Genomic DNA, 24,131 nt, shown 5'->3' with positions numbered 1-24,131 from the left:
ACGTGGCGGTACGGGGCCCGGCCGCATTCCGCGTACCTACACAGGCCGTACGGTCCGCCCTCAGCGGTGAGCCGACCTACGGGTGGTGACCCACACCCCGGCGCCGCCGAGGAGCAGCAGCGCCGCCGCGGCGCCCGCCAGCGGCAGCACCGAGGGCGCGCCCGTCTGGGGCAGCCGCTGCGCGGGAGCCGTGGAGCCGGCCTCCGAGGGCGCCGGCGAGGTGGTCGCCGAACCGGCCGGTACGTTGACCGTGTTCAGCATCAGCGGGGTGTCCGGCGCGTCGGACACCGGGCTGCGGGTGCCGAAATCGACCGGGCCCTGCTGCCAGAGCAGGGTGTCGGTGTTCCTCAGTGTCACCGGCAGGCAGATCTGTCCCTGCTTTTTCAGATCGAATTGCGCGGTGACCTGGTACGTGCGGCTCATACCGCTCGCCAGGGAACCGATGGCGCACGAATACGCGCTGTTCGCGCCCTCCGGCAGACGTGCTTCGGGCACCTTGGTGCAGCCCGCCACGTTTTTGACCGTCAGCCCCTGGAATCCGGCCACCGTCAGCCGTATCGCGCCGGTGTCGGCACTGCCCTTGTTGGTGACCTTGGCGGTCAGCGTGGTCGCGCCGGTGGCGGTCTTCACCGATATCCGCTCCGGCAGTTCGGTGGTCACCCGGTAGCCCGCCGGAGCGCTCGGGCCGGCCTTTCCGCCCGCGCTGCTGCCGGGCACCGGATCGGCCGCCAGCGCCGCAGGACCGGCCGCCAGCGCCAGCGTCGCGGCGGCCGCGGCGACCACGGACGCGCGTTTTCCCTGTCGGGTTGTGTACATTCTTGAACCCCCCTTTTCCCCGTCCTCGACAGAGGTATTTGATGGGTACCACAAGATTCCGCGGGTGCTGTGGGGGCTGGGCATGGTGGGGAATGCGAGCGAGGTGGGGCCCGGGCGTCTGGCGGCCGGGCGTTACCGCCTGCTGGAATTGATCGGACGCGGCGGAATGGGGCGGGTGTGGCGCGCCCAGGACGAAATGCTCGACCGGTGGGTCGCGGTCAAGGAAATACATATCGACGAACGCGCCGGCGAGGAAAGCGTGGTGCAGCGCGAACGCAGTCTGCGCGAGGCCCGCGCCACCGCCCGTATCGACCATCCGAATGTGGTGCGGGTGCACGACGTGGCCGAGGAGGGCGACCGGCTGTGGATCGTCATGCAGCTCGTCCAGGCCCGCTCCCTGGAGCAGATCCTCGCCCAGGACGGCCCGCTGGCCCCGGAGGCGGCGGCCCGGGTCGGCACCGGACTGGTCCGTGCCCTGCGCGAGGTGCACGCCGTGGGCGTACTCCACCGGGACATCAAACCCGGCAACGTCCTGATCGACGACCGCGGCGCGGTGGTGCTGACCGACTTCGGCATCGCCGCCATGCAGGACGCCACCGCGCTGACCATGGCCGGGATGCTCATCGGCTCGCCGGACTACATGGCGCCCGAGCGGGTGGCGGGCCAGGAGCAGGGGCCGCCCTCGGACCTGTGGTCGCTGGGTGCCACCCTGTGCGCCGCGGTCGGCGGCCAGTCACCGTTCACGCGGGCCACGACCCTCGCCACGCTGCACGCGGTGCTGCACGAGGAGCCGGCCATCCCGCCCGCCGCGGGCCCGCTGCGCGAGGTGCTGACCGACCTGCTGAACAAGGCACCCGAGGCACGCCCCGCGCTCGACGAGGTCGAGGCACGCCTCGAACCGCTGGTCCGCCGGGCCGCGGCGGCGAATCCGACGGCGCCGATGAACGCGGCGCGGGTCGTGGACGTCCGTACGCCCACGGTGGCCGACCCGGCGCCGGCCCCGGCACCGGGACAGGAAGTCCCCGCCGAAGCCCCCGCCGCTCCAGCGGTCCTTGATCCCGGCCCCGCACCCCCGGCCGCTCCCGCGGCCCCGCCCGCCCGTTCCCGTCCCGAGCGCCGTGCCCTGCTGGCCGCCGGGGGCGTCCTCGCGTCGGCCGTCACGGTCGTGGTGATCCTCGTCGCGACGCGCGGCGCGGACCCCGGCGGTACGGCCGGGACGGGGACGGGGAGCGCCCGCCCCTCCACCGCGAGCACGAGCACGAGCACGAGCCCCGGCACCGGCAGCGGCGCCCCGGCGGACACGTCCGGCCCCCGCCGTGCCGAGAGCGGCTTCAGCTGGGTGCCGCCCGCGGGCTGGAACCGTACCGAGGAGTCGGCCGCCCACGTCACGTACAGCACGAAGGACGGGTCCACGCTCGTCTCGGCGCGTCAGGACCCGTCCTCCGGCGGTGATCTGCTCACGGTCTGGCAGCAGTACGAGGCACAGCAGTACGACGTGCCGGGCTACCGCCGGATCCGGCTGGAGCGCACCACCTTCCAGGGGCACCCCGCCGTCGTCTGGGAGTTCGCCTACCTCCGGGACGGCAGGCCGGCCCACGGGCGGCAGCTCGGCTTCCGTACCGGGAACCGGACCTACCAGCTCAACCTCTGGTACCTGGACTCCGCCGGGACCGCCGCCCTGCGCGCCTACGAGCGGGTCAAGGAGTCCTTCCGCACGTCCCCCTGACCCGGTGCGGGGGCGTCGCCCGCCGCCTCGCCCTTGGCGCGCCGCCGCCGGTCCAGCACCAGGCCGACGGCCAGTACGACGACGGCCGCGACCACCGAGAGCACCATCTGCTTGCGCCCGTCGGGGTTGTAGAACATGTAGCCGATGACGAAGAGGATCAGCGCGATCGTGGCGTACGTGAGGTACGGGTACAGCCACATCCGTACGGTCAGCCGCTCCGGCATGTCCCGCTCGATGACCTTGCGCATCCGCAGCTGCGAGAAGCAGATGACCAGCCAGACGAAGAGCGCCACCGCGCCGGAGGAGTTCAGCAGGAACTCGAAGACGGTGTCCTTGGAGGTGTAGCTGAAGATCGTCGCGACGAAGCCGAAGGCCACCGAGGCCCAGATCGCGGTCGCCGGGACGCCGCCCTTGTTCACCCGGGCGAAGGACTTCGGCGCGTCGCCGCGCTCGCCGAGCGAGAAGGCCATCCGGGAAGCGGTGTAGAGGCCGGAGTTCAGGCAGGACAGCACGGCGGTGAGCACCACGACGTCCATCACGGTGCCGGCCGCCGGGATGTCCAGCGACTTCAGCACGGCCACGTACGGGCTCTTGTCGAGCGCCGGGTCGTCCCACGGCAGCAGCGTCACGATCACCGTGATGGAGCCGATGTAGAACAGCGCGATCCGCCAGATGACGCTGTTGACGGCCTTGCGGACGGCCTGCACCGGGTTGGGCGACTCGCTGGCCGCCAGGGTGACGATCTCGCTGCCCATGAAGGAGAAGACGACCAGCAGCATGCCGGAGAGGATCGCGCCGGGCCCGTTCGGCAGGAAGCCGCCGTGGCCGGTCAGGTTCGCCATGCCCACCGCGTGGTCGCCGGGCGGCAGCCCGAAGATCGCCAGCGCGCCGACCACGATGAACACCACGATCGCCACGACCTTGATCCCGGCGAACCAGAACTCGAACTCACCGAACGAGCCCACCGAGATCAGGTTGGTGCCGGTCAGCACGATCATCACCAGCAGCGCCCACGCCCACTGCGGGACGGCGGGCACCCAGCCGGTGAGGATCGAGGCGGCCGCGGTCGCCTCGACGGCCAGCACGACCGACCAGAAGAACCAGTACAGCCAGCCGATGGTGAAGCCCGCCCAGCGGCCCAGCGCCCGGTCCGCGTAGGCGGAGAACGAGCCGGAGGTGGGGGAGGCGGCGGCCATCTCGCCGAGCATCCGCATCACCAGGACGACCAGCAGGCCGGTCAGCGCGTACGAGAGCAGGATGCCGGGCCCGGCGGCCGCGATGCCCGCGCCGGAGCCCACGAACAGGCCCGCGCCGATCACCCCGCCGATCGCGATCATCGACAGGTGGCGGTTCTTGAGTCCTGCCTGAAGGCCGTCGGGAGACCGGCCCTCGCCGGGGCCGCCGCCGGGGTTCCCGGCCGCCTGGCCCGCGTTCATGGTCGGCGGGTGCGCGCCCATGTGCACCGTCCTTCTGTGGTTCTCGGTGTCGAGTCCCCGCATTAGAACCGCGTTAACGGGCGGTTTGGAAGATCTGAATCCGGATCGTTGCGTGGATCTCATTTCCGCACGTCACCGCGTGTACACCGCATGTATGGCAGGCGGGAACCCCGGCGACACCTACCCCGGGCCCGTCGGGACACACACTCGTGCCACACTCAGCACATGCGCGTGTATCTCGGCTCCGACCATGCCGGTTTCGAACTGAAGAACCACCTCGTCGACTGGCTCAAGGCCCACGGCCACGAGCCCGTGGACTGCGGCCCGCACATCTACGACGCCGTGGACGACTATCCGCCGTTCTGCCTGCGAGCCGCCGAGCGGACCGCGGCCGACCCGGAGAGCCTGGGCATCGTCATCGGCGGCTCCGGCAACGGTGAGCAGATCGCCGCCAACAAGGTCAAGGGCGTACGGGCGGTGCTCGCCTGGAGCGAGGAGACCGCCAAGCTGGGCCGGGAGCACAACGACGCCAACGTGATCTCGGTCGGCGGCCGGATGCACACCCAGGAGGAGGCCACGAGCTTCATCGCGGCGTTCCTGGCCACGCCGTACTCGAACGAGGAGCGGCACACCCGCCGCATCGAGATGCTCTCCCGCTACGAGAGCACCGGCGAGCTGCCGGAGATCCCGGCCCACCACCCGCAGCAGGGCTGAGCCCGCCCGCCCGTACCGCCCGCGCCGCTCCCGGCGCGGGCGGACGCCGTACGCACCCCGTCCCATCCCGCCGAGGAGGCACCGGCCCATGCCCGAGGGGCACACGATCCACCGCCTCGCGCTGGACCACCGTGCGCTCTTCGAAGGCGCGCCGGTCCGGGCGAGCAGCCCCCAGGGCAAGTTCTCCGACAGCGCGGCGCTGATCGACGGCCAGGTCATGACCACCGCCGAGGCGCACGGCAAGCACCTCTTCCTCGGCTTCGGGCCCGCCGGGTGGGTCCACATCCACCTCGGCCTCTTCGGCAAGCTGACCTTCGGCGACGCCCCCGCGCCGCCGCCCACCGACACCGTCCGGCTGCGGCTGGCCAACGGCACGGCCTACGCGGACCTGCGCGGGCCCACCGCCTGCGCGCTGCTCACGGACGCCGAGAAGCAGGCGATACACGACCGGCTCGGGCCCGACCCGCTGCGCCCGGAGGACGACGGCGAGCGCGCCTGGGCGCGGATCTCCCGCAGCCGTACGTCCGTCGCGGCGCTGCTGATGGACCAGAAGGTGATCGCGGGCGTCGGCAACGTCTACCGGGCCGAAGTCCTCTTCCGGCACGGCATCGACCCGTACCGCGCCGGACGTGATCTTCTCCGGTCCGAATGGGACGCCATCTGGGCGGACCTGGTCGCGCTGATGCGCGAAGGCGTGCGGCACAACCGCATCGACACGGTACGGGACGCACACCTCCCGGAGGCCATGGGCCGCCCGCCGCGCGTCGACGACCACGGCGGCGAGGTCTACGTCTACCGCCGGGCCCGCCAGGAGTGCCACATCTGCCGCTCCGAGATCCGCACCGCGGCCCTGGCCAACCGCAACCTCTTCTGGTGCCCCACCTGCCAGCCGAAATAGGCCTGGGGCCGGGCGGGGGCCGGGGCGCCGCGCGCCGCCCTCAGAAGCCGTGCGGCAGCCACGGCCTGCCGTACGTGCCGAACGCCGTCGACGCCTCCCGCAGGGCGCCCGGCCGCAGTTCGCGCACCCGGCCCGCCGTGGCCAGCGCGCCCAGGGAGAAGCCGCCCAGGTAGGCGGCGCCCAGCTCGCGCACGGACAGCGCCAGGTCGGCCGGGTCCGTGGTCCGCTCGCACGAGGCGCCCTTCTCGTCACCGGTGAGCCGCCACCGGCCCTCGTTCCACGGGCAGAACGGGTCGGCCACGTCGAGGACCACGTCCAGCGGCGTCGCGTACGTCCGCGCCGCCAGGGCCTCGCCGACCTCCACCAGCCGGACGAACAGCGACTCGCGCACCACGACCTGGGAGCCCCGGATGTCGTCCACGAGGTGCAGCAGCGGATCGTCGGCCGGCCGGTTGAGCACCGTCACGCGCGACGTCAGGTCGATGCCGAACAGGTAGCGCCACAGGGCGGCGTAGACCACCGGGTCCAGCGCCTCGACGTCCCGCAGGACCACCGTCCCGTCCGGGCTGCCCCCGCTCCAGGCGGCCTTCACGGCGTAGCGCGCGTACCCGCGCACCTCACCGGCCACCTCGGCCAGCACGCACAGCACCGGCCCGGCCCCGTCCCGGTCGGCCTCCGGGTCGAGCAGCGGCAGCCGCTCCCAGCCGGGCTGCCGGGCGAGCATCCCGGGCCGGCCGGTGACCAGCTGCTCGTAGACCTTCTCGCAGGCCGCCAGCCCGTCCTCCGGGTCGACCAGCCGCAGCCGTACGTCGTCACCGCCCTCCGGCACGCGGACCGACAGGCGCAGCGTGTCCAGCGTCATGCGCACCGCCTCGGACGCCGCGCCGTACCCGAAGCGCCCGTAGATGGCCGGTTCCGAGGCGGTCAGCACGGCCAGCGGCTCGCGCCGCGCCCGGAAGTCCGCGAGCTGGTGGCGCATCATCTCGCGGAGGATGCCGCGCCGCCGGTGCGTGGGCTGCACACTGACCAGCGTCACGCCGGGCACGGGGACGACGGCGCCGCCGGGCACCGACAGCCGGAAGGAGAACGCCCCCGCGGTGCCCACCACTTCGCCGCCGTCGCGGACCGCCAGGCAGCGCTCAGGCTCTCCGAGGCGGCGCCACAGGGCCCGCTCCTCGGGCGCCTCCGGGGTGCCGCCGAAGGCGCGTTCCAGCTTGTCGTACCAGTCGTCCCACTCGTCCGGCCGAAGCTGCCGTAACTCGGTCGTCATACGCCATGCGTAGCAGGACGGCTTCCGCCCGCGCGACCGTTTTTCGAACGGCGTTTCCCGGTGATTGCGCCAGGCGGCGTGCCGTGAATCGACGCGCCGCCGAACGGGTGGATAAGGTCCCAGAACAATGGCGAGCAGCACGGGAGCGGAGTCCCCGACGGCCCGGTGGCGCAAGGCGATGCACCGGGTCCGCATCAGCGTGCGCAAGGCCGGGGTCGACTACTTCCGCGGCGACGGCTCCGACTGGATCGCCCTGGTGGCCCTCCTGATCGCCATTCCCGCCATCGCCTGCGGCACCGTCTGGCGCCCCGACTGGATCGCGCCCACCGCGCTGGTCCTGCCGGTCATCGCCGGCGGACTGCTGCTGCGCCCGGCCAACCTGCTCGCCCTGTACGGCACCTCCGCCGCCGCGCTGATCGTCGAGGCGTCCCTGCTCGGCCCGTACGACCAGGGCCGCGACCGGATCACGCCGGGCACGGTCCTGGTGGTCGCCGCGGTCGGCCTGTCCGGACTGCTGATCGCGCAGTTCCGCAGCCGGGTCGGCGTGCCGTGGCGACGGGGCGGCACGATGCTCTTCGACCTGCGCGAACGTATCCGCGTACAGAGCAAACTGCCCAAACTGCCGGCCGGCTGGCACCGCGAGATGGCGCTGCGCCCGGCCGGCGGGCAGTCCTTCTCCGGCGACTTCGTGGTCGCCTCACGCACGCACGGCGGCAACATCCTCGAAGTCGTGCTGACCGACGTGTCCGGCAAGGGCATGGACGCGGCCTCCCGCGCTCTGCTGCTGTCCGGCGCCTTCGGCGGCCTGCTCGGCTCGCTGCCGCCGCACAGCTTCCTGCCCGCCGCCAACGGCTACCTGCTGCGCCAGGACTGGGACGAGGGCTTCGCCACCTCCATCCACCTGGTGCTCGACCTGGAGTCCGGCGACTACGAGCTGCTGTCCGCCGGGCACCTGCCCGCCCTCCAGCTCAGCGCGGGCACCGGCCGCTGGGAGGAGAAGGCGGCCGAAGGGCCGCTGCTCGGGGTGTACGACGGGGCGCAGTTCGACCCGGTCAAGGGGACGCTGCGCCCCGGTGACGTCCTGATGCTCTTCACGGACGGCCTGGTCGAGGCCGCCGACCGGGACATCGCGGAGGGCATCGACCGGCTGACCGGCGAGGCCGACCGCTATGTGGCCTGCGGTTTCGCCGGCGCCGCCTGGCACCTCATCGAAGCCGTCGCCAAGGACGTCAACGACGACCGCGCGCTGCTGCTGATCTGCCGCGACTGAGCCGTACGGTGAGCCGGACGCCCGGCACGGCACACGGAGGACGGCACGGCAGGCACACTCACCTTCGGCAACGTCACGCACATCGAGGGCACGCCGCAGCAGGCCTGGCACGCCCTCACCGGCCCCGGGCCGACCGCGGCCTCATGAGGGCCTGGCCGGCGAGGCCGAGCGGGACGCGGCGGCCCAGAGCTGGTACGCGGTGCTCGCCCACCTCAAGACGCTCCTGGAGACCGGCCGCCCGCTGCCGCGGGAGCCGTGGACGGTGCCGTGACCGTCCGGTCCCCGCCGCCCGGCAGGATCCGCGCCAGCCACGCGGACCGGCCCGCGGCCAGCGGCCCCAGGACGGCCAGGACCAGCACGTACCCGGCGATGAACGGCGCCAGCCGCTCGTCCAGCCCGGCGCCCGCCGCCATCGTCGCCAGGATCAGCGCGAACTCGCCGCGGGCCAGCAGCGCGGTGGCGATGTTCGCGGCCGGGCGCGGCCCGAAGCCGTAGATCCGCGCGGCGACCAGCCCCGCGACCACGTTCATGACCAGCGTCAGCACCACCGCGATCAGCACCGGCCAGACCACCGACGGCAGGTCACCGGGGTCGATGGACAGGCCGAACGCGAAGAAGAAGATCGCGCCGAAGGCGTCCCGCAGCGGATGCACCAGCTCCATGATCCGTTTGCCCGAGCTGGTGCTGCCGAGCATCAGACCGACCATGAACGCGCCGATCGCGTCCGCGACGCCGAACCACTCCGAGACGCCCGCCACGAAGACGGCGGCGCCGAGGAAGGAGATGACCAGCAGCTCGTTGTCCTTGGTGGCGATCAGCTTGCCGATCACCCGCGTACCCCAGCGGGCCACCACGGCCAGGAGCAGCAGGAAGCCGAACGCCTTGCCCGCGTCGAGGACCGCCGAGGCCATCGAGTCGGCGCCGGAGATCACCGGCTGGAGGGCGGCCAGGTACAGCGCGAGGAAGATGTCCTCGACCACGATGATGCCCAGGATCGGCTTGGTCTCGGGGTTGCCGAGGCGGCCGGTGTCCATCAGGACCTTGGTGACGATCGCCGACGAGGAGATGCCGAGCACACCGGCCAGCACGAGCGCCTCGGGGGTGCCCCAGCCGACCAGGAAGCCGAAGACGAGTCCGGCGCCGACGTTCAGCGCCAGGTAGGCGGCCCCGGCGACGGCCATCTTCCGGCCGCCCTCCTTGAGGTCGTCCAGGTGGAATTCGAGGCCGAGGTAGAAGAGCAGCAGCACCAGACCCAGCAGGGAGAGCATCTCCAGCTCGTGCGGGTCGTCGACCAGCGAGACGCCGGGGGTGTGCGGGCCGAGCAGTATCCCGGCCAGGATGAACAGGGGGATCGTGGGGAGCCCGATACGGCTGCCCAGGCGGGCGAGGACGGCGGCGGCCAGGAAGGCCCCGCCCATCGCGAGGAGGGTTTCTGCGTGTCCGATGGCTCCTCCAGAAGTTCGGCCGGACGCTGTTCGGTCAAGGGGGAGTCAAGAAAGCGTTAATGGTTAGTTTACCAAACGACTTTTCCGGCCCGGCGGCCCCGTGCGCGCCACCTGCCACGCCGGCACCCACCCGTTCCTCCACCGACCCGCCTCCGGGACCTTCACCAGCCCTCCCGAGGAGAGCCCTGGCTGGGGTTTTCCCCACCCCGGAGCCACCGGCAGCCGTCATGGCCCAGGTTCACCCCCGCTCCGTACGGTCGGAGGGCGACCGGAGCACGAGGCGACGGAGGCACGGGACGACGGACGCAGCGGCGACGGGCGCACGGGACGACGGACGTACGAGACGGGAGGCGGCGTGATGGGGCTGCGCGACAGGCGCCGGGCCGGGCCGGAGCAGGAGGCGGGCCACTCCTGCGCCGTGGAGCTGCGCGGCGTCCGGCGGCAGTACGGGCGCGGAGCGGGCGCCGTACACGCCCTGCGCGGCATCGACCTCACCCTCCCGCACGGCAGCTTCACCGCCGTGATGGGCCCCTCCGGCTCGGGGAAGTCCACGCTGCTGCAGTGCGCGGCGGGCCTGGACCGGCCGACCGGCGGCACGGTCCGCGTCGGAGGTACGGACCTCACCCGGATGCGGGAGAGCCGGCTCACCACCCTGCGCCGCGAACGCCTCGGCTTCGTCTTCCAGGCGTTCAACCTGCTGCCGTCGCTGACCGCCGAGCAGAACGTCGCCCTGCCGATGCGGCTCGCGGGACAGCGCGCCGACCCACGGCGCACGGCCGAGGCGCTCGCCCGGGTCGGCCTCGGCGGTCACGCCGGGCGGCGTCCCGGCCGGCTCTCCGGCGGCCAGCAGCAGCGCGTCGCCATCGCCCGCGCGCTGGTCACCGACCCGGACGTGCTCTTCGCCGACGAGCCCACCGGCGCGCTCGACGCCGGTTCCGCCGGCGAGGTCCTCGGCCTGCTGCGGCGCGTCGTCGACGGGCTCGGCACCACGGTCGTCATAGTCACCCACGACCCGGTGGCGGCCTCCTGGGCCGACCGGGTCCTCTTCCTCGCCGACGGCGCCCTCGCCGACAGCCTGGAGCGGCCCTCGCCCGAGCAGGTCGCGGCCCGGATGGCGGCGCTCGGCGGCCACCCGGTGGCGGGCCTCAGCCCCGTCCCGCCGGTTCCTTCCTGAACGCCCACGCCGTCCTCGGCTCCAGCCCGGCACCGTGCACCACGTACGGCGGGCCGGCACCCAGGCGAGGAAGCAGCCGGTCAGGACCAGCGAGCAGTCGAACATCGCGAGCGTCATCACCACCCCCGCCCGCCAGGGCGCCCCCAACTCCTGGGCGCTTTCCCGGCGGTAGGACCACGCCGCCGTACCAGCGCGAAGTGCGCGAACCGCAGGTTCAGCCCCAGGACGAAGAACGGCAGGAACTGGAGCAGCCGTTGCATGGAACGCGTACACCGTCATGTAGAGCGCTCCGGCGGTTCGGCTCCGACCGGTCAGCGGCCCCCATGAATGCCCCATGGCGACCAGGGTGATCGCCAGATACTTCGCATGGTCGAAGAAAGCGCCCCGGACGCTTCCGGCGGCGGGCGGTGCCGCTTCCGCCCCGGGTCGTCCGGTGGCGCGCGGACCGCTGCCCGAGGCCCCCGAGGCGGGGCCCGCCGCGCCCCGGCCAGGGGTCCGGCGCCCGAGGGAAGCACGCGTCGTGGGGTCGGTGCGGCGGGGGACATCTGACGCGCCCTGGTGGCGGCCGCGGAATGCGTAAAACCTTCTCCGCCGAATGTGTAATACGGGTGCGGCGTGCCGGGCAATTCCCTTGCGGGCGGCGGTCGCCGGGAGTTCCGGGCGAACTCTCGCCGCATTTTCCGGAGGGCCGGTGAATGTCTGCCCCGGGCTGTGTCACCCCCTTAGGCGAGGGCATATGCCCCGTCGTGGACGCGGGGGTGATGTCCGCTTCGCTACCGGTATGTCGGGGCGGTGGCCGTCCGTCGGCGGGGCTCGTGCCACATCAATTCACGTAGGCACAAAAGGGGGCCGACGGGTGCGGTGCCCTCCGGCCGGGCGGTCGCGCACGGTTCCGGCCGCGCGGCCGAATGCGTTCCGTGGCGTCAATTCCCGGGCGCCGGGCCGGTGTCCGCCCGGGCGCGGCGCCGCGGCCGTCCGGAGCGGAGGCAAAGCCTTGGCCGATGATTCGCCACCCGCCTCCACTGGGCAGTGACTTGGTGGCACGATGGGTGCCGAGCGGGGGTGTGCGCGGCTGCATGCTTCCGGGGCCGGCCAGGCGTTCCGACCGAGGGTGTGATCAGTTGTGGCTCTTTCGCTGTCCGTCGTGCTGTTGTTGGGCATCATCATGATCGTGTTGATACGCGGCAAGTCGCTCAAGGCGGGACCGGCGCTCGTAGCCATCCTCTTCGGCTTCTTCCTCGCCTCCACCGGCATCGCGCCGTCCATCAACCGGTTCCTGAACTCGGTGGCCGAGACGATCAACAACATCAGCTTCTAGCGCCGTACGGGCCCGCACCCCGGCACCCCACGGCGCACGGGCCCGCCGGGACGATCAGCGGTCGTCGCGTCCGCTCCGCGCGACCGCCTCCCGCACGGCCTCCTCGCTGCGCCCGACCAGCGCCGTGCCGTCGTCCGCCGTGATGATCGGCCGCTGGATCAGCCGCGGCCGCGTGGCCAGCGCCTCGATCCAGCGTTCCCGCGCGGCGTCCGTACGCTCCCACGCGCCGATGCCCAGCTCCTTCGCCTCGGCCTCCTGCGTCCGTGTGATGTCCCACGGCTCCAGCCCCAGCCGGCCCAGCACCTCCCGCAACTCCGCGGCGGTCGGCGGCTCTTCGAGGTACCTGCGGACGGTGTAGTCCGCCCCCTCCTCGTTCAGCAGGTCGACGGCGGAACGGCACTTGGAACACGCGGGATTCAGCCAGATCTCCATGGGGTCACCCTAGTGAGGCGCGCCGGGGAGGGGGCGCACATGGTCAGGACGTGACAAGAATCGCCGGCCGGCGGCGGATGCCGGGCGCGGCGGCCCCCGGGAACGCCGAAGGCCCGGTCCGGAGGAGATCCTCACGGCCGGGCCACGGTCCATGGAGCGGGCGACGGGAATCGAACCCGCGTAGCCAGTTTGGAAGACTGGGGCTCTACCATTGAGCTACGCCCGCATGCGCCGCCGGTCGGGTGACCGCGGCACGCAGTGCATCGTAGCGGGTCACCCGGGTCCGCCGCACACTCCGCCCCGGCGCCGCCGGTCGCGGCAGGCCGTTCCGGCCCCGTGCGCCCCCGCCCGTCCGCCGTGCGCCCCCTGGTCCAGGGGCCGCGCCCGTGGATATCCGGCAGCCGTACCGGCCACGGCCATGTACCCTACGTGTCGCACCGACGGGGTGTGGCGCAGCTTGGTAGCGCGTCCGCTTTGGGAGCGGAAGGTCGTCGGTTCGAATCCGGCCACCCCGACCAGCAGGTTTCTCCACGTTCAGCCGTACGGCGTCCCGGCCCTTCCCGGCCGGCCGTACGGTGTCCCGGGCGCCCCGCGCCCCGGCCGCACGGCCCTCTTCCCGGAGCCCGTGCCGAAGGGCCCGTAAGCGGCCTGTCAAGATCACATTGCGGGTGCCAACCCGCTTGCGGTTACTATGCAAGCTGCGTGCCCGTGTGTCCTTCTCCCGGGCGCGATCCGCAGGGCGCCCGGTCCCGGGCGTCGGCAGATCTCAAGCAGAACCCCAGAAGTCAGCCCCAAGGAGACCGAACCGTGAAGAGCGCCGTGGAGACCCTGAACCCGACCCGGGTTCGGCTCACTGTCGAGGTGCCCTTCGAGGAGCTCAAGCCCAGCCTCGACGCGGCGTACAAGAAGATCAACCAGCAGGTCACGGTGAAGGGCTTCCGCCAGGGCAAGGTCCCGGCCCGCGTCATCGACCAGCGGTTCGGTCGCGGCGCCGTGCTGGAGGAGGCCGTCAACGACGCGCTCCCGAAGTTCTACACCGAAGCGGTCAACGAGGGTGAGCTGAACGTCCTCGGCCAGCCCGAGGTCGACATCACCGAGCTGAAGGACGGCGAGCTGCTGGCCTTCACCGCCGAGGTCGACATCCGCCCGGCCCTGGAGATCCCGGACTACTCCGGCATCGAGGTCGAGGTCGACGCCGTCGAGGTGTCGGACGAGGACATCGACAAGTCGGTCGAGCAGCTGCGCGACCGCTTCGCCTCCACCTCCCCGGTCGAGCGCGCCGCCGAGGACGGCGACGTGCTCACCATCGACCTGGAGGCCAAGGTCGACGGCGAGGTGCTGGAGGACGGCGTCGCCAAGGGCGTCAGCTACACCGTCGGCTCCGGCGAGCTGCTCGACGGCATCGACGAGGCCGTCAAGGGCCTGAAGGCCGGCGAGTCCGGCACCTTCACCTCCGAGCTGAAGGGCGGCTCGGCCGCCGGCAAGGAGGCCGAGGTCAAGGTCGACGTCACCGCCGTGGCCGCCCGTGAGCTGCCCGCGCTGGACGACGACTTCGCGCAGCTGGCGAGCGAGTTCGACACGCTGGAGGAGCTGCGCGCCGACAGCGCCAAGCGCCTCGCCCAGATGAAGAAGTACGACCAGGCCACCCAGGCCCAGGAGAAGGTCCTCGACGAGCTGCTGAAGCTGGTCGAGGTGCCGATGCCGGAGAAGCTGCTCGCGGACGAGATCGAGACCCGCAAGCACAACCTGGTCAACCACCAGCTCGCCCAGATGGGCCTCGACCTCGCGAAGTACCTGGAGATCCAGGGCAAGACCGAGGAGGAGTTCGACGCCGAGACCAAGGAGCAGGCGGAGAAGGGCATCAAGACCCAGTTCATCCTCGACGAGCTGGTCAACAAGGAGAAGCTGAACGTCAGCCAGGAGGAGCTCACCGAGCACCTCATGCGCCGCGCGCAGTCCTCCGGCATGTCCCCCGACCAGTTCGCCCAGGCGGTCGTCGAGGGCGGCCAGGTGCCGATGCTCGTGGGTGAGGTCGCCCGCGGCAAGGCCCTCGCGGTCGTCGTCGAGGCCGCCACGGTCAAGGACACCAACGGCGAGGTCGTCGACCTGGACGACGAAGATGAAACTGCCGAGACCACGGAGACCGTCGAGGCCTCCGAGGCCGAGGGCACCGACGCCGAGAAGGCCGAGAAGCCCGAGAAGACCGAGGCCTGAGTCCCGGCCTTCCCGGTCGCACGGGCGGCTCCGGCCGTCCCGCAGCGCCAGTAGACGTACGGGCCCGAACACGCCACGCCCGCGTGTTCGGGCCCGTACGTCGTCAGGGCCCCGGGAAGGCTGCCGGACGCCCGTGAGCCTGCGCTCACAGCGAACAGTTGACAATGCGGGATGGCGCCCGCCGACCAGCGCGTTAGGGTCCGTAGATACGAGGGCAGGGGAGTACCCGAAACGGCGCCGGCGGAGCACGCCGCGCCCTCCCCACGCCCCAGAAGACGACGCTGAGACGGCCCTGGGCCGTCCGACAACGAGCAGGTGGACACGTGACGATCCCGATGCCTTCCGCCGCCGCTGAGCCGACCTTCGGTGGCCTCGGCGACCAGGTCTACAACCGGCTGCTCGGCGAGCGGATCATCTTCCTCGGCCAGCCGGTCGACGACGACATCGCCAACAAGATCACCGCGCAGCTGCTGCTCCTCGCCGCTGACCCGGACAAGGACATCTTCCTTTACATCAACAGCCCGGGCGGCTCGATCTCGGCCGGCATGGCGATCTACGACACCATGCAGTACATCAAGAACGACGTGGTCACCATCGCCATGGGCCTCGCCGCCTCGATGGGCCAGTTCCTGCTGAGCGCCGGCACCCCGGGCAAGCGCTTCGCGCTGCCCAACGCCGAGATCCTCATCCACCAGCCCTCCGCGGGCCTGGCGGGCTCCGCGTCGGACATCAAGATCCACGCCGAGCGGCTGCTGCACACCAAGAAGCGCATGGCCGAGCTCACCGCCCAGCACACGGGCCAGACCGTCGAGCAGATCACCCGCGACTCCGACCGGGACCGCTGGTTCGACCCGCAGGAGGCCAAGGCGTACGGCCTCATCGACGACGTCATGACCACCGCGGCGGGCGTTCCGGGCGGGGGCGGCACCGGGGCCTGAGCGCCCCGCAGACGCACCCAGCAGCCGACTCCAGCCCCTTCTGACCGCCACCAGGACGGTGAACCTCCAGATGAACAACTTCCCCGGCCGTAGCCTCTACGAGCGCACCGACGCCCCGCAGGCAGAGTTCCAGGGCATGCCCGCCGAGTCCCGCTACATCGTCCCGCGCTTCGTCGAGCGCACCTCGCAGGGCGTGCGCGAGTACGACCCGTACGCGAAGCTCTTCGAGGAGCGCGTGATCTTCCTCGGCGTGCAGATCGACGACGCGTCGGCCAACGACGTCATGGCGCAGCTGCTGTGCCTGGAGTCGATGGACCCGGACCGGGACATCTCGATCTACATCAACTCGCCCGGCGGCTCCTTCACGGCGCTGACCGCGATCTACGACACGATGCAGTTCGTCAAGCCCGACATCCAGACGGTCTGCATGGGCCAGGCAGCGTCCGCCGCGGCCGTGCTGCTCGCCGCCGGCACCCCCGGCAAGCGGATGGCGCTGCCCAACGCCCGCGTCCTGATCCACCAGCCGTACAGCGAGACCGGCCGCGGCCAGGTCTCCGACCTGGAGATCGCCGCCAACGAGATCCTGCGGATGCGTACGCAGCTGGAGGAGATGCTGGCCAAGCACTCCACCACGCCGATCGAGAAGATCCGCGACGACATCGAGCGCGACAAGATCCTGACCGCCGAGGAGTCCCTGGCGTACGGTCTCGTCGACCAGATCGTCTCCACCCGTAAGACGGCCGCTTCCGTCTGATCGCGACCCGTCGCGAAGTGAGCCGGTGACACGCCCCCTTGGACCGGGTTGACCGAGTCGGTCCAAGGGGGGCCCGTACGGGGGGCCCGGCAAGGTACCGTCGATAGGCAAGCACCCGGGTCCGCGGAGCAATGCGGATCCCAGGCGAAGGGGAAGCACCTCGTGGCACGCATCGGTGACGGCGGCGACCTGCTCAAGTGCTCGTTCTGCGGGAAGAGTCAGAAGCAGGTGAAGAAGCTCATCGCGGGGCCTGGTGTGTACATCTGCGACGAGTGCATCGACCTCTGCAACGAGATCATCGAGGAGGAGCTCGCCGAGACCTCCGAGGTCCGCTGGGAGGAACTGCCCAAGCCCCGGGAGATCTACGAGTTCCTGGAGAGCTACGTCGTAGGCCAGGAGCCCGCCAAGAAGGCGCTCTCGGTCGCCGTCTACAACCACTACAAGCGGGTCCAGGCGGGTGAGAACGGTGGCGCGCGCGGCGGCGACGACGGCATCGAGCTCGGCAAGTCCAACATCCTGCTGCTCGGCCCGACCGGCTCCGGCAAGACGCTGCTCGCGCAGACGCTCGCCCGGATGCTCAACGTCCCGTTCGCCTTCGCCGACGCGACGGCGCTGACGGAGGCCGGCTATGTCGGCGAGGACGTCGAGAACATCCTCCTCAAGCTGATCCAGGCCGCGGACTTCGACATCAAGAAGGCCGAGACCGGCATCATCTACATCGACGAGATCGACAAGGTCGCCCGCAAGAGCGAAAACCCGTCGATCACCCGTGACGTCTCGGGTGAAGGCGTCCAGCAGGCCCTGCTGAAGATCCTGGAAGGCACCACCGCCTCGGTGCCCCCGCAGGGCGGCCGCAAGCACCCCCACCAGGAGTTCATCCAGATCGACACGACGAACGTGCTGTTCATCGTGGGCGGTGCCTTCGCGGGTCTGGAGAAGATCATCGAGGCCCGGTCCGGCGCCAAGGGCATCGGCTTCGGCGCCAACATCCGCTCCAAGCGCGAGATCGAGTCCAAGGACCAGCTCCAGGACGTCATGCCGGAGGACCTGGTGAAGTTCGGGATGATCCCGGAGTTCATCGGCCGGCTGCCCGTGCTGACCTCGGTGCACAACCTCGACCGCGAGGCGCTGCTGCAGATCCTCCTGGAGCCGCGCAACGCGCTCGTCAAGCAGTACCAGCGCCTGTTCGAACTGGACGGCGTGGAGCTGGACTTCGACCGCCCGGCCCTGGAGGCCATCGCCGACCAGGCGATCCTGCGCGGCACCGGCGCGCGCGGCCTGCGCGCCATCATGGAGGAGGTCCTCCAGTCGGTGATGTACGAGGTCCCGTCCCGCAAGGACGTGGCCCGCGTCGTGATCACCGAAGACGTCGTCCACTCCAACGTGAACCCGACCCTGGTCCCGCGCAACCGCGGCGGAGAGCCGGGCGAGCACCACGAGAAGAGCGCGTAGCGCGTCCGTTCCCCCCGCACGGACGCGCCCCAGGGCCGCCTCGCGACCACCGGTCGCGAGGCGGCCCTTGTGCTCGCCCGGCTACCGAGGGGTACGGGTCTCGCCGCGCACCACGGCGGTGGTGTCCGCGTACTGCGCCAGGCTGATGTCCGAGGGGGAGCGCAGCTCGCCGTTCATGTAGAGCAGCACCGCGGCGGTCGAGCCGTCGGCCCAGCCGCACACCGGCGCGTAGCCGGACGCCGGGATCTTCAGGACCTCGCAGTCGATCTTCACGTCGCCGCCGGCCGCGCCGGGCCGGAACGTCTCGCGCTGCCGTACGACGGTGGTGCCCCCGCCGGTCACGCCGCTGAACATGCCGTCCATCACGCGGTCCGGGTCGGAGATGGTGCCGTACCCACCGGAGATCACCAGACCGGTCGTCCGGCCGTCGCGGGTGCCGCGGTAGCGGGCGATCTCCTGCGTGATGCCGGGCGGCGGCGAGCCCAGCTTCCGGCCGTCGCGCTGGAGGGCCGCCTTGTCCTTCTCCAGCGTGTACGCGCCGTCGTCGACCGTCGCGGGCGTCGTCAGCCGCATCGGCTGCCGCGCGCCGTCCTCGGCGGAGCTGTTGCCGCCGGTCCGGGTACGGCCGCTGTCGTCACCGGAGACGAGCATGACGGCCCCGCCGATGATGGCGCCCACGAGGACGACCCCGGCGGCCACCCCGGCGATGATCTTGCCGGTGCTCCCGCCGCCGCCACCGGGCGGACCCGGCGGCGGGAACGGCGCGGGCTGCATCGGCTGCATCGGCTGTACGGGCTGCTGCGGGGCCTGGGGCTGCTGGGGTACGCCGTAGCCGTACGGACCGGGCGGCGGCCCAGGGGGCGGGCCCTGCGGAGGGCCTTGTGGCGGGCCCGGAGGCAGCCCTTGGGGCGGCCCGAAGCCCCCGCCCTGCGGCTGCTGCTGTCCGCTGCTGCCGTACGGCCCCGGCGGCGGCTGGTCGAAACTCATGGTGTATCCCCCTCGGGTGGTCAGGCGCGCCCGCGGCTCTTACTTCTCGCGCCGCACCGCGTCGCGGATCTCGCGCGTCTTCTCGGCGAACTCCTGCGCGGAGAAGGCGGGGCCGGTGGAGTTGGTGGGCGCCTGCACCCCGTTGTTCATGACGATGCCGACCGCGCTGGAGTCCCCCCAGATGCACCACGTCACCGTGGATGTCGCACTGAGGCCGGCCCGCGACGCGGTGCCCTTGACCGCCTTGCACTTCATGACCGAACCGTCGAAGCCGTCGGGCGAGAACTCCGTCACCGGGGTGACGGTCTCCACCTTGGCACCCTGGGTGTCCGTCCGCTCCGACTTCTTCTCGATCTGGGCGACCATCTTGTTGACCGTGCTCTTGGGGTCGGCGACCTTGCCGTAGACACCGGTGAGCATCAGCGGCTGACCCTTGCCGTTCGCGTAGGTGCCCTGGACGCTGGTGCCCTCCGTGATGCCCAGCGCCTTGGTCTCCGCGTCCTTGGACTCGTCCTTCGTCTGGTCCTTGCCCTTGGCCTTCTTGAACGTCCCGCCGAGGAGGTCGGCCGGCAGGGCGATCGTGTAGGGCTTCACGTCGCCGCCCGGGCCGAACGCGTAGTACGCGCCCACGCCGATGCCCGCCACGGCCGCCACCGCGAGAATGCTGAGGGTGACCTTCAGGCCCTTGCCCTTGCCGCCGTTCTGCGGCTGCTGGCCGTACGGAGCGGGCTGCTGCCCGTACGGGGCCTGCTGCTGGCCGTACGGCGCCTGGGGCTGCTGCGGGTAGCCGGGCTGGGGCGCCTGCTGCGGGTATCCGTAAGGCTGCTGCGGGGGGACCTGGCCGCCCTGCTGGGGGTAGCCGTACTGGGGCTGCCCGACCGGCTGCGGCGCGGGCTGCCCGTACGGTCCCGGCTGCTGCGGCGGCTGGCCGTACGGGCCGGGAGGCGGCTGGTGGTAGCTCATGGAGCGGGTTCCCCTCGTGGCGACTGACGGCGTCCGATGACGCCCGTCACAGTTGATGTCTGTGCGTCGCCAACATCCTGTACGACGCCACGGCCGGCCGGTGCTCCGGGGGCCAAACCGATTCGAGACTGCGACATCCGCGCCCGTACACTGAGCGTCGTGACCGAGAACACTCAGCAGAGCCCCCGAGACGGCGGGCCGACGAACAGCAGCCCCACTGAACTGCCGACCCAGTACGCGCCGGCCGAGGTAGAGGGGCCGCTGTACGAGCGCTGGGTGGAGCGGGGTTACTTCGAGGCGGACGAGAAGAGCGACAAGCCGCCGTACACGATCGTCATTCCCCCGCCGAACGTCACGGGCTCGCTCCACCTCGGGCACGCCTTCGAGCACACCCTCATCGACGCCCTCACCCGCCGTAAGCGGATGCAGGGCTACGAGACGCTGTGGCAGCCCGGCATGGACCACGCCGGTATCGCCACCCAGAACGTCGTCGAGCGCGAGCTGGCCAAGGAGGGCGTCTCGCGCCACGACCTGGGCCGCGAGGCGTTCGTCGAGCGGGTGTGGCGCTGGAAGGGCGAGTCCGGCGGGCAGATCTCCGGTCAGATGAAGCGCCTGGGCGACGGTGTCGCCTGGTCGCGTGAGCGCTTCACGATGGACGAGGGCCTGTCCAAGGCCGTCCAGACGATCTTCAAGCGGCTCTACGACGACGAGCTGATCTACCGCGCCGAGCGGATCATCAACTGGTGCCCGCGCTGTCTGACCGCCATCTCGGACATCGAGGTGGAGTACCAGGACGACGAGGGCGAGCTCGTCTCGATCACGTACGGCGAGGGCGACGCCTCCATCGTCGTCGCCACCACCCGTGCCGAGACGATGCTCGGTGACACCGCCGTCGCGGTCCACCCCGACGACGAGCGCTACCGCCACCTGGTCGGCACGGAGATCGAGCTGCCGCTGACCGGCCGCCGCATCCCGGTCGTCGCCGACGAGCACGTCGACCCGGAGTTCGGCACCGGCGCGGTCAAGGTCACCCCGGCCCACGACCCGAACGACTTCGAGATCGGCCGTCGGCACGACCTGCCCAACCTCGCGGTGCTGGACGAGCGCGGCGTGATCACCGCACACGGCCCGTTCGAGGGCCTGGACCGCTTCGAGGCCCGCTCCGCGATCGTCGCCGCGCTGCGCGCCGAGGGCCGCATCGTGGCCGAGAAGCGCCCGTACACCCACTCGGTCGGCCACTGCTCGCGCTGCAAGACGACCATCGAGCCGCGGCTGTCCATGCAGTGGTGGGTCAAGGTCGGTCCGCTCGCCAAGGCCGCCGGTGACGCGGTCCGCGAGGGCAAGGTGGACATCCACCCCAAGGAGATGGAGTCCCGCTACTTCGGCTGGGTCGACAACCTCCACGACTGGTGCATCTCGCGCCAGCTGTGGTGGGGCCACCGCATCCCGGTCTGGTACGGCCCGAACGGCGAGGTCGTCTGCGTCGGACCGGACGACGAGGCCCCGACGGGCGAGGGCTGGACGCAGGACACGGACGTCCTGGACACCTGGTTCTCGTCCGGTCTGTGGCCGTTCTCCACGCTCGGCTGGCCGGAGAAGACCCCGAGTGTCGAGAAGTTCTACCCGAACTCGGTCCTGGTCACCGGCTACGACATCCTCTTCTTCTGGGTCGCCCGGATGATGATGTTCGGTCTGTACGCGATGGACGGCACCCCGCCGTTCAAGACCATCGCCCTGCACGGCATGGTCCGCGACGAGCGCGGCAAGAAGATGTCGAAGTCCTTCGGCAACGCGGTCAACCCGCTGGACTGGATGGACAAGTACGGCTCCGACGCCGTCCGCTTCACCCTCGCCCGCGGCGCCAACCCCGGTACGGACGTGCCGATCGGCGAGGACTGGGTCCAGGGCTCGCGCAACTTCGCCAACAAGATCTGGAACGCCACCCGCTTCGCGCTGATGAACGGCGCGACGGTCGAGGGCGAGCTGCCCCCGGCCGAGCAGCTGTCGGCGACCGACCGCTGGATCCTCTCCCGCCTCAACACGGTCGTCGCCGAGGTGGACGCGTACTACGACGATTACCAGTTCGCCAAGCTGTCGGACACCCTCTTCCACTTCGCGTGGGACGAGGTCTTCGACTGGTACGTGGAGCTGTCCAAGACCACGTTCATGGCGGGCGGCCCGGCCGCGGACGCCTCGCGCCGCGTCCTGGGCGAGGTCCTGGACGTCACGCTGCGGCTGCTGCACCCGGTCGTGCCGTTCGTCACGGAGACCCTCTGGACGGCGCTGACCGGCGGCGAGTCCGTCGTGATCGCCGACTGGCCCGCCGACTCCGGCTTCCGCGACGCGGCCGCCGAGCGGGAGATCGAGACCGTCCAGCAGGTCGTCACCGAGGTCCGCCGCTTCCGTTCCGACCAGGGCCTGCAGCCCGGCCAGAAGGTCCCGGCCCGGCTGGACCTGGCCGGTACGCAGCTGGCCGCCCACGAGGCCGCGATGCGCTCGCTGCTGCGCCTGCAGCCCGCGGGTGAGGAGTTCACCGCCACCGCGTCGCTGCCGGTCGCGGGCGCGACGGTGGCGCTGGACCTGTCGGGCGCCATCGACGTGGAGGCCGAGCGCAAGCGGCTGTCGAAGGACCTGGCCGCGGCCGAGAAGGAGAAGGCCCAGGCCACCGCGAAGCTCGGCAACGAGGCGTTCCTGGGCAAGGCCCCGGAGCACGTCGTCGCCAAGATCCGTACGCGGCTGGAGACGGCCGAGGCCGACATCGTGCGCATCAGCGCGCAGCTGGAGGCCCTGCCCAAGGCGTGACGCCGGGCGCCGGGGCGGTCCCCGGCGCGTGGCTCTCCGCAGGCCCCTCGTCCTTACGGGCGGGGGGCCTGCGCCGTCCCGAGCCGCGCCGGTCGCCGCGTTCCCGCACCGGCCACAGCAGGACGTACGCGGTCGAGACCGCCACGAACGCCAGGCGGATCAGGCCGCGCGCCGAGTCGTCGGGGACCGCGAAGACGCTGCCGTACAGGATCAGCAGCGCCAGCCAGCTCCACCAGGGCACGAGACGGCGCTGGCCGATGACGTCCCACAGCAGCGTGCCGAGCAGGACGGACGCGGTGTAGTACGTGTAGACGCTGGGGTCCAGGACGATCCGGGCGTTGGCGCCGAGCAGGACGACGGCGGCCCAGCGCCCCCGCCACACCGCCAGGCAGCCCAGCAGCAGACCCAGCGCGAACTGCGCCGGCCGGTCCCAGCCGGGCGTCTCCGGGTCGGCCACGCCCAGCCAGCGCAGCGCGGACGCCGGATGGTTGGGAATGGCGAACTTGGCCGCCGAGAACGAATGGAGGTCACCGACGAAGAACGGCAGCCAGGCCACCGCGACCAGCCCAGCCATCCACAGCCCCGCACGCAGCCACTTCTCCTTCGGCAGGGCGAGCAGCAGCGGTACGAAGGCCAGCGCGGTCGGCTTGGAGTCCATCGCCAGGGCGAGGAAGACGCCGGTCAGCGCGGCGTTGCCGCGGGTCACCGACCGTACGGCCAGCGCGGTGAAGAACAGTGCGAGGACGTCGTCCAGGTGCCCGAAGCGGACCGAGACCTCGATCCACATGGGGATGAAGGCCAGGCCGGCTATCAGGACGCGCTGGCGCAGCCGCTGGTGGTTGGTGCCGGTGCCCAGGAAGTGCCAGGCGGCGCTGCGCCCGGCCAGCACCACGATCACCAGGCCGAGCAGCGACATCAGGGCCGCGGCCAGGAACTGGCCGGTGTGCTCGGGGAACGGGTTGAACAGGCCGGCCACCAGGAAGCTGATGGGGCCCATCTGGAGTTCGGGGTGGTGGGCGTAGAGGTTGAGGCCGCCGGTGCCGTCGCCGGCGGAGCCCTGGTAGATCAGCTCGCCGCCGGTACGCAGGTAGTGCCAGGAGAAACCCCCGTTCGGCTCGACCACGACGAACCACAGCACGGTCCACGCGGTGAGCAGCACCAAGTGCATCCGCTGACTGATGGCCGGCACCCGCACGCTCTTCAGCTCCTGCCCTGCCCGGCGGTGCCCGGCGGCCGTACGCCGCCGCCCCCGGGGCCCGTTTCTTCCGGACTTCCTCGATCTTCGTGTGGGTCAAGGCTCACAGAGCCCGCCGGAGAAGATGCGGGCAGGGGGGTGGTGCGTTGCTCGGGGGCGGCGATCCGAGGCGTGCGTCACGGTGCGGCGGTGGCCGGTGCGTTCTGCGGCGGTGGCCGGTGCGTTCTCATCCGCCTCTCATCGAGACGGGGGAGCATGGGGCCCGCAAACGGGACTTTCCGGCGAAACGTACAGCGTACGACGCCGGCCGCACGCACCGTCCAGCGA

19 protein-coding genes, 2 tRNA genes and 1 pseudogene are annotated in these 24,131 nt (G+C 71.4%); 12 read left to right on the top strand and 10 right to left on the bottom strand.

What is annotated here, in order from left to right:
- Positions 1–60 precede the first annotated feature (60 nt).
- Complete coding sequence (locus AB0L45_RS01750) at positions 61–816, bottom strand: LPXTG cell wall anchor domain-containing protein (RefSeq protein ID WP_365834992.1); 756 nt, start codon at positions 814–816, stop codon at positions 61–63.
- A 64-nt stretch (positions 817–880) separates the two neighbouring features.
- On the opposite strand from AB0L45_RS01750, the gene AB0L45_RS01745 reads away from it, so the two are divergent.
- Positions 881–2,542 (top strand): serine/threonine-protein kinase, encoded by a 1,662-nt coding sequence (locus AB0L45_RS01745; protein WP_365834990.1) that lies wholly within the window; start codon positions 881–883, stop codon positions 2,540–2,542.
- On the opposite strand, the gene AB0L45_RS01740 is transcribed toward AB0L45_RS01745, so the two are convergent.
- The gene (locus tag AB0L45_RS01740; RefSeq protein WP_365834988.1) at positions 2,503–3,999 is read right to left on the bottom strand and encodes an amino acid permease; all 1,497 of its coding nucleotides are present in this window, start codon (positions 3,997–3,999) and stop codon (positions 2,503–2,505) included. The two genes, AB0L45_RS01745 and AB0L45_RS01740, sit on opposite strands and share 40 nt — an antisense overlap.
- Before the next feature lie 204 nt (positions 4,000–4,203).
- Between AB0L45_RS01740 and AB0L45_RS01735 the strand changes: the two genes are divergently transcribed.
- On the top strand, positions 4,204–4,692 hold the full coding sequence (locus AB0L45_RS01735; RefSeq protein WP_365834986.1) for a ribose-5-phosphate isomerase: 489 nt from the start codon (positions 4,204–4,206) through the stop codon (positions 4,690–4,692).
- A gap of 88 nt (positions 4,693–4,780) precedes the next feature.
- Complete coding sequence (locus AB0L45_RS01730) at positions 4,781–5,590, top strand: DNA-formamidopyrimidine glycosylase family protein (protein ID WP_365834984.1); 810 nt, start codon at positions 4,781–4,783, stop codon at positions 5,588–5,590.
- A 40-nt stretch (positions 5,591–5,630) separates the two neighbouring features.
- Here AB0L45_RS01730 and AB0L45_RS01725 read toward each other — a convergent pair whose 3' ends face one another.
- Entirely contained in the window at positions 5,631–6,860 is a 1,230-nt protein-coding gene (locus AB0L45_RS01725; RefSeq protein WP_365834982.1) for a GNAT family N-acetyltransferase, read from the bottom strand.
- A gap of 127 nt (positions 6,861–6,987) precedes the next feature.
- Between AB0L45_RS01725 and AB0L45_RS01720 the strand changes: the two genes are divergently transcribed.
- Positions 6,988–8,130, top strand: coding sequence for a PP2C family protein-serine/threonine phosphatase (locus AB0L45_RS01720; RefSeq protein WP_365834980.1), 1,143 nt, complete (start codon positions 6,988–6,990; stop codon positions 8,128–8,130).
- Between the two features lie 212 nt (positions 8,131–8,342).
- Here the strand turns inward: AB0L45_RS01720 and AB0L45_RS01715 are convergent, their stop codons facing one another.
- Positions 8,343–9,548 (bottom strand): cation:proton antiporter, encoded by a 1,206-nt coding sequence (locus AB0L45_RS01715; RefSeq protein ID WP_365834978.1) that lies wholly within the window; start codon positions 9,546–9,548, stop codon positions 8,343–8,345.
- Positions 9,549–9,933: 385 nt separating this feature from the next.
- Here AB0L45_RS01715 and AB0L45_RS01710 point away from each other — a divergent pair, with 385 nt between their 5' ends.
- Positions 9,934–10,749, top strand: a complete 816-nt coding sequence (locus AB0L45_RS01710; protein WP_365834976.1) for an ABC transporter ATP-binding protein — start codon at positions 9,934–9,936, stop codon at positions 10,747–10,749.
- A gap of 33 nt (positions 10,750–10,782) precedes the next feature.
- On the opposite strand, the pseudogene AB0L45_RS01705 reads toward AB0L45_RS01710, so the two are convergent.
- Positions 10,783–11,136, bottom strand: a pseudogene (locus AB0L45_RS01705) (hypothetical protein); the annotation flags it as partial.
- Between the two features lie 736 nt (positions 11,137–11,872).
- Between AB0L45_RS01705 and AB0L45_RS01700 the strand changes: the two are divergent.
- The gene (locus tag AB0L45_RS01700; RefSeq protein ID WP_030020551.1) at positions 11,873–12,067 is read left to right on the top strand and encodes a hypothetical protein; all 195 of its coding nucleotides are present in this window, start codon (positions 11,873–11,875) and stop codon (positions 12,065–12,067) included.
- A 54-nt stretch (positions 12,068–12,121) separates the two neighbouring features.
- Here AB0L45_RS01700 and AB0L45_RS01695 read toward each other — a convergent pair whose 3' ends face one another.
- Both AB0L45_RS01695 and AB0L45_RS01690 read right to left on the bottom strand, forming a co-directional pair.
- Positions 12,122–12,499 carry an arsenate reductase family protein gene (locus AB0L45_RS01695; protein WP_365834974.1) on the bottom strand — a complete coding sequence of 126 codons (378 nt, stop codon included), beginning with the start codon at positions 12,497–12,499 and terminating at the stop codon, positions 12,122–12,124.
- Between the two features lie 152 nt (positions 12,500–12,651).
- Positions 12,652–12,725: transfer RNA gene (locus tag AB0L45_RS01690), tRNA-Gly, on the bottom strand.
- Positions 12,726–12,940: 215 nt separating this feature from the next.
- On the opposite strand from AB0L45_RS01690, the gene AB0L45_RS01685 reads away from it, so the two are divergent.
- The 5 genes from AB0L45_RS01685 to clpX all read left to right on the top strand — a co-directional run bounded on the left by AB0L45_RS01685 (position 12,941) and on the right by clpX (position 17,857).
- A tRNA-Pro gene (locus AB0L45_RS01685) sits at positions 12,941–13,017 on the top strand.
- Between the two features lie 289 nt (positions 13,018–13,306).
- Positions 13,307–14,713: a trigger factor gene (gene tig / locus AB0L45_RS01680; protein WP_365834972.1), complete on the top strand. Its 1,407-nt coding sequence runs from the start codon at positions 13,307–13,309 to the stop codon at positions 14,711–14,713.
- Positions 14,714–15,048: 335 nt separating this feature from the next.
- Positions 15,049–15,651, top strand: a complete 603-nt coding sequence (locus AB0L45_RS01675) for an ATP-dependent Clp protease proteolytic subunit (RefSeq protein WP_030643979.1) — start codon at positions 15,049–15,051, stop codon at positions 15,649–15,651.
- Positions 15,652–15,721: 70 nt separating this feature from the next.
- Positions 15,722–16,405 (top strand): ATP-dependent Clp protease proteolytic subunit, encoded by a 684-nt coding sequence (locus AB0L45_RS01670; protein ID WP_365834970.1) that lies wholly within the window; start codon positions 15,722–15,724, stop codon positions 16,403–16,405.
- Between the two features lie 162 nt (positions 16,406–16,567).
- Positions 16,568–17,857 carry an ATP-dependent Clp protease ATP-binding subunit ClpX gene (gene clpX, locus AB0L45_RS01665; protein WP_365834968.1) on the top strand — a complete coding sequence of 430 codons (1,290 nt, stop codon included), beginning with the start codon at positions 16,568–16,570 and terminating at the stop codon, positions 17,855–17,857.
- 81 nt (positions 17,858–17,938) lie between these two features.
- On the opposite strand, the gene AB0L45_RS01660 is transcribed toward clpX, so the two are convergent.
- Together AB0L45_RS01660 and AB0L45_RS01655 are read right to left on the bottom strand one after the other, a co-directional pair.
- A complete protein-coding gene (locus AB0L45_RS01660) occupies positions 17,939–18,844 on the bottom strand; it encodes a hypothetical protein (protein ID WP_365834966.1) in 906 nt (301 codons plus the stop codon).
- Between the two features lie 39 nt (positions 18,845–18,883).
- Entirely contained in the window at positions 18,884–19,807 is a 924-nt protein-coding gene (locus AB0L45_RS01655; protein ID WP_365834964.1) for a hypothetical protein, read from the bottom strand.
- Between the two features lie 159 nt (positions 19,808–19,966).
- On the opposite strand from AB0L45_RS01655, the gene AB0L45_RS01650 reads away from it, so the two are divergent.
- Positions 19,967–22,609 (top strand): valine--tRNA ligase, encoded by a 2,643-nt coding sequence (locus tag AB0L45_RS01650; RefSeq protein ID WP_365834962.1) that lies wholly within the window; start codon positions 19,967–19,969, stop codon positions 22,607–22,609.
- Here the strand turns inward: AB0L45_RS01650 and AB0L45_RS01645 are convergent.
- The gene (locus AB0L45_RS01645) at positions 22,575–23,777 is read right to left on the bottom strand and encodes a hypothetical protein (protein WP_365835614.1); all 1,203 of its coding nucleotides are present in this window, start codon (positions 23,775–23,777) and stop codon (positions 22,575–22,577) included. The two genes, AB0L45_RS01650 and AB0L45_RS01645, sit on opposite strands and share 35 nt — an antisense overlap.
- Between the last annotated feature and the right edge of the window lie 354 nt (positions 23,778–24,131).

It is taken from the genome of Streptomyces sp. NPDC052496 (assembly GCF_040679095.1).
Lineage (GTDB): Bacteria > Actinomycetota > Actinomycetes > Streptomycetales > Streptomycetaceae > Streptomyces.
This window is presented reverse-complemented; position numbering and strand designations above follow the sequence as displayed.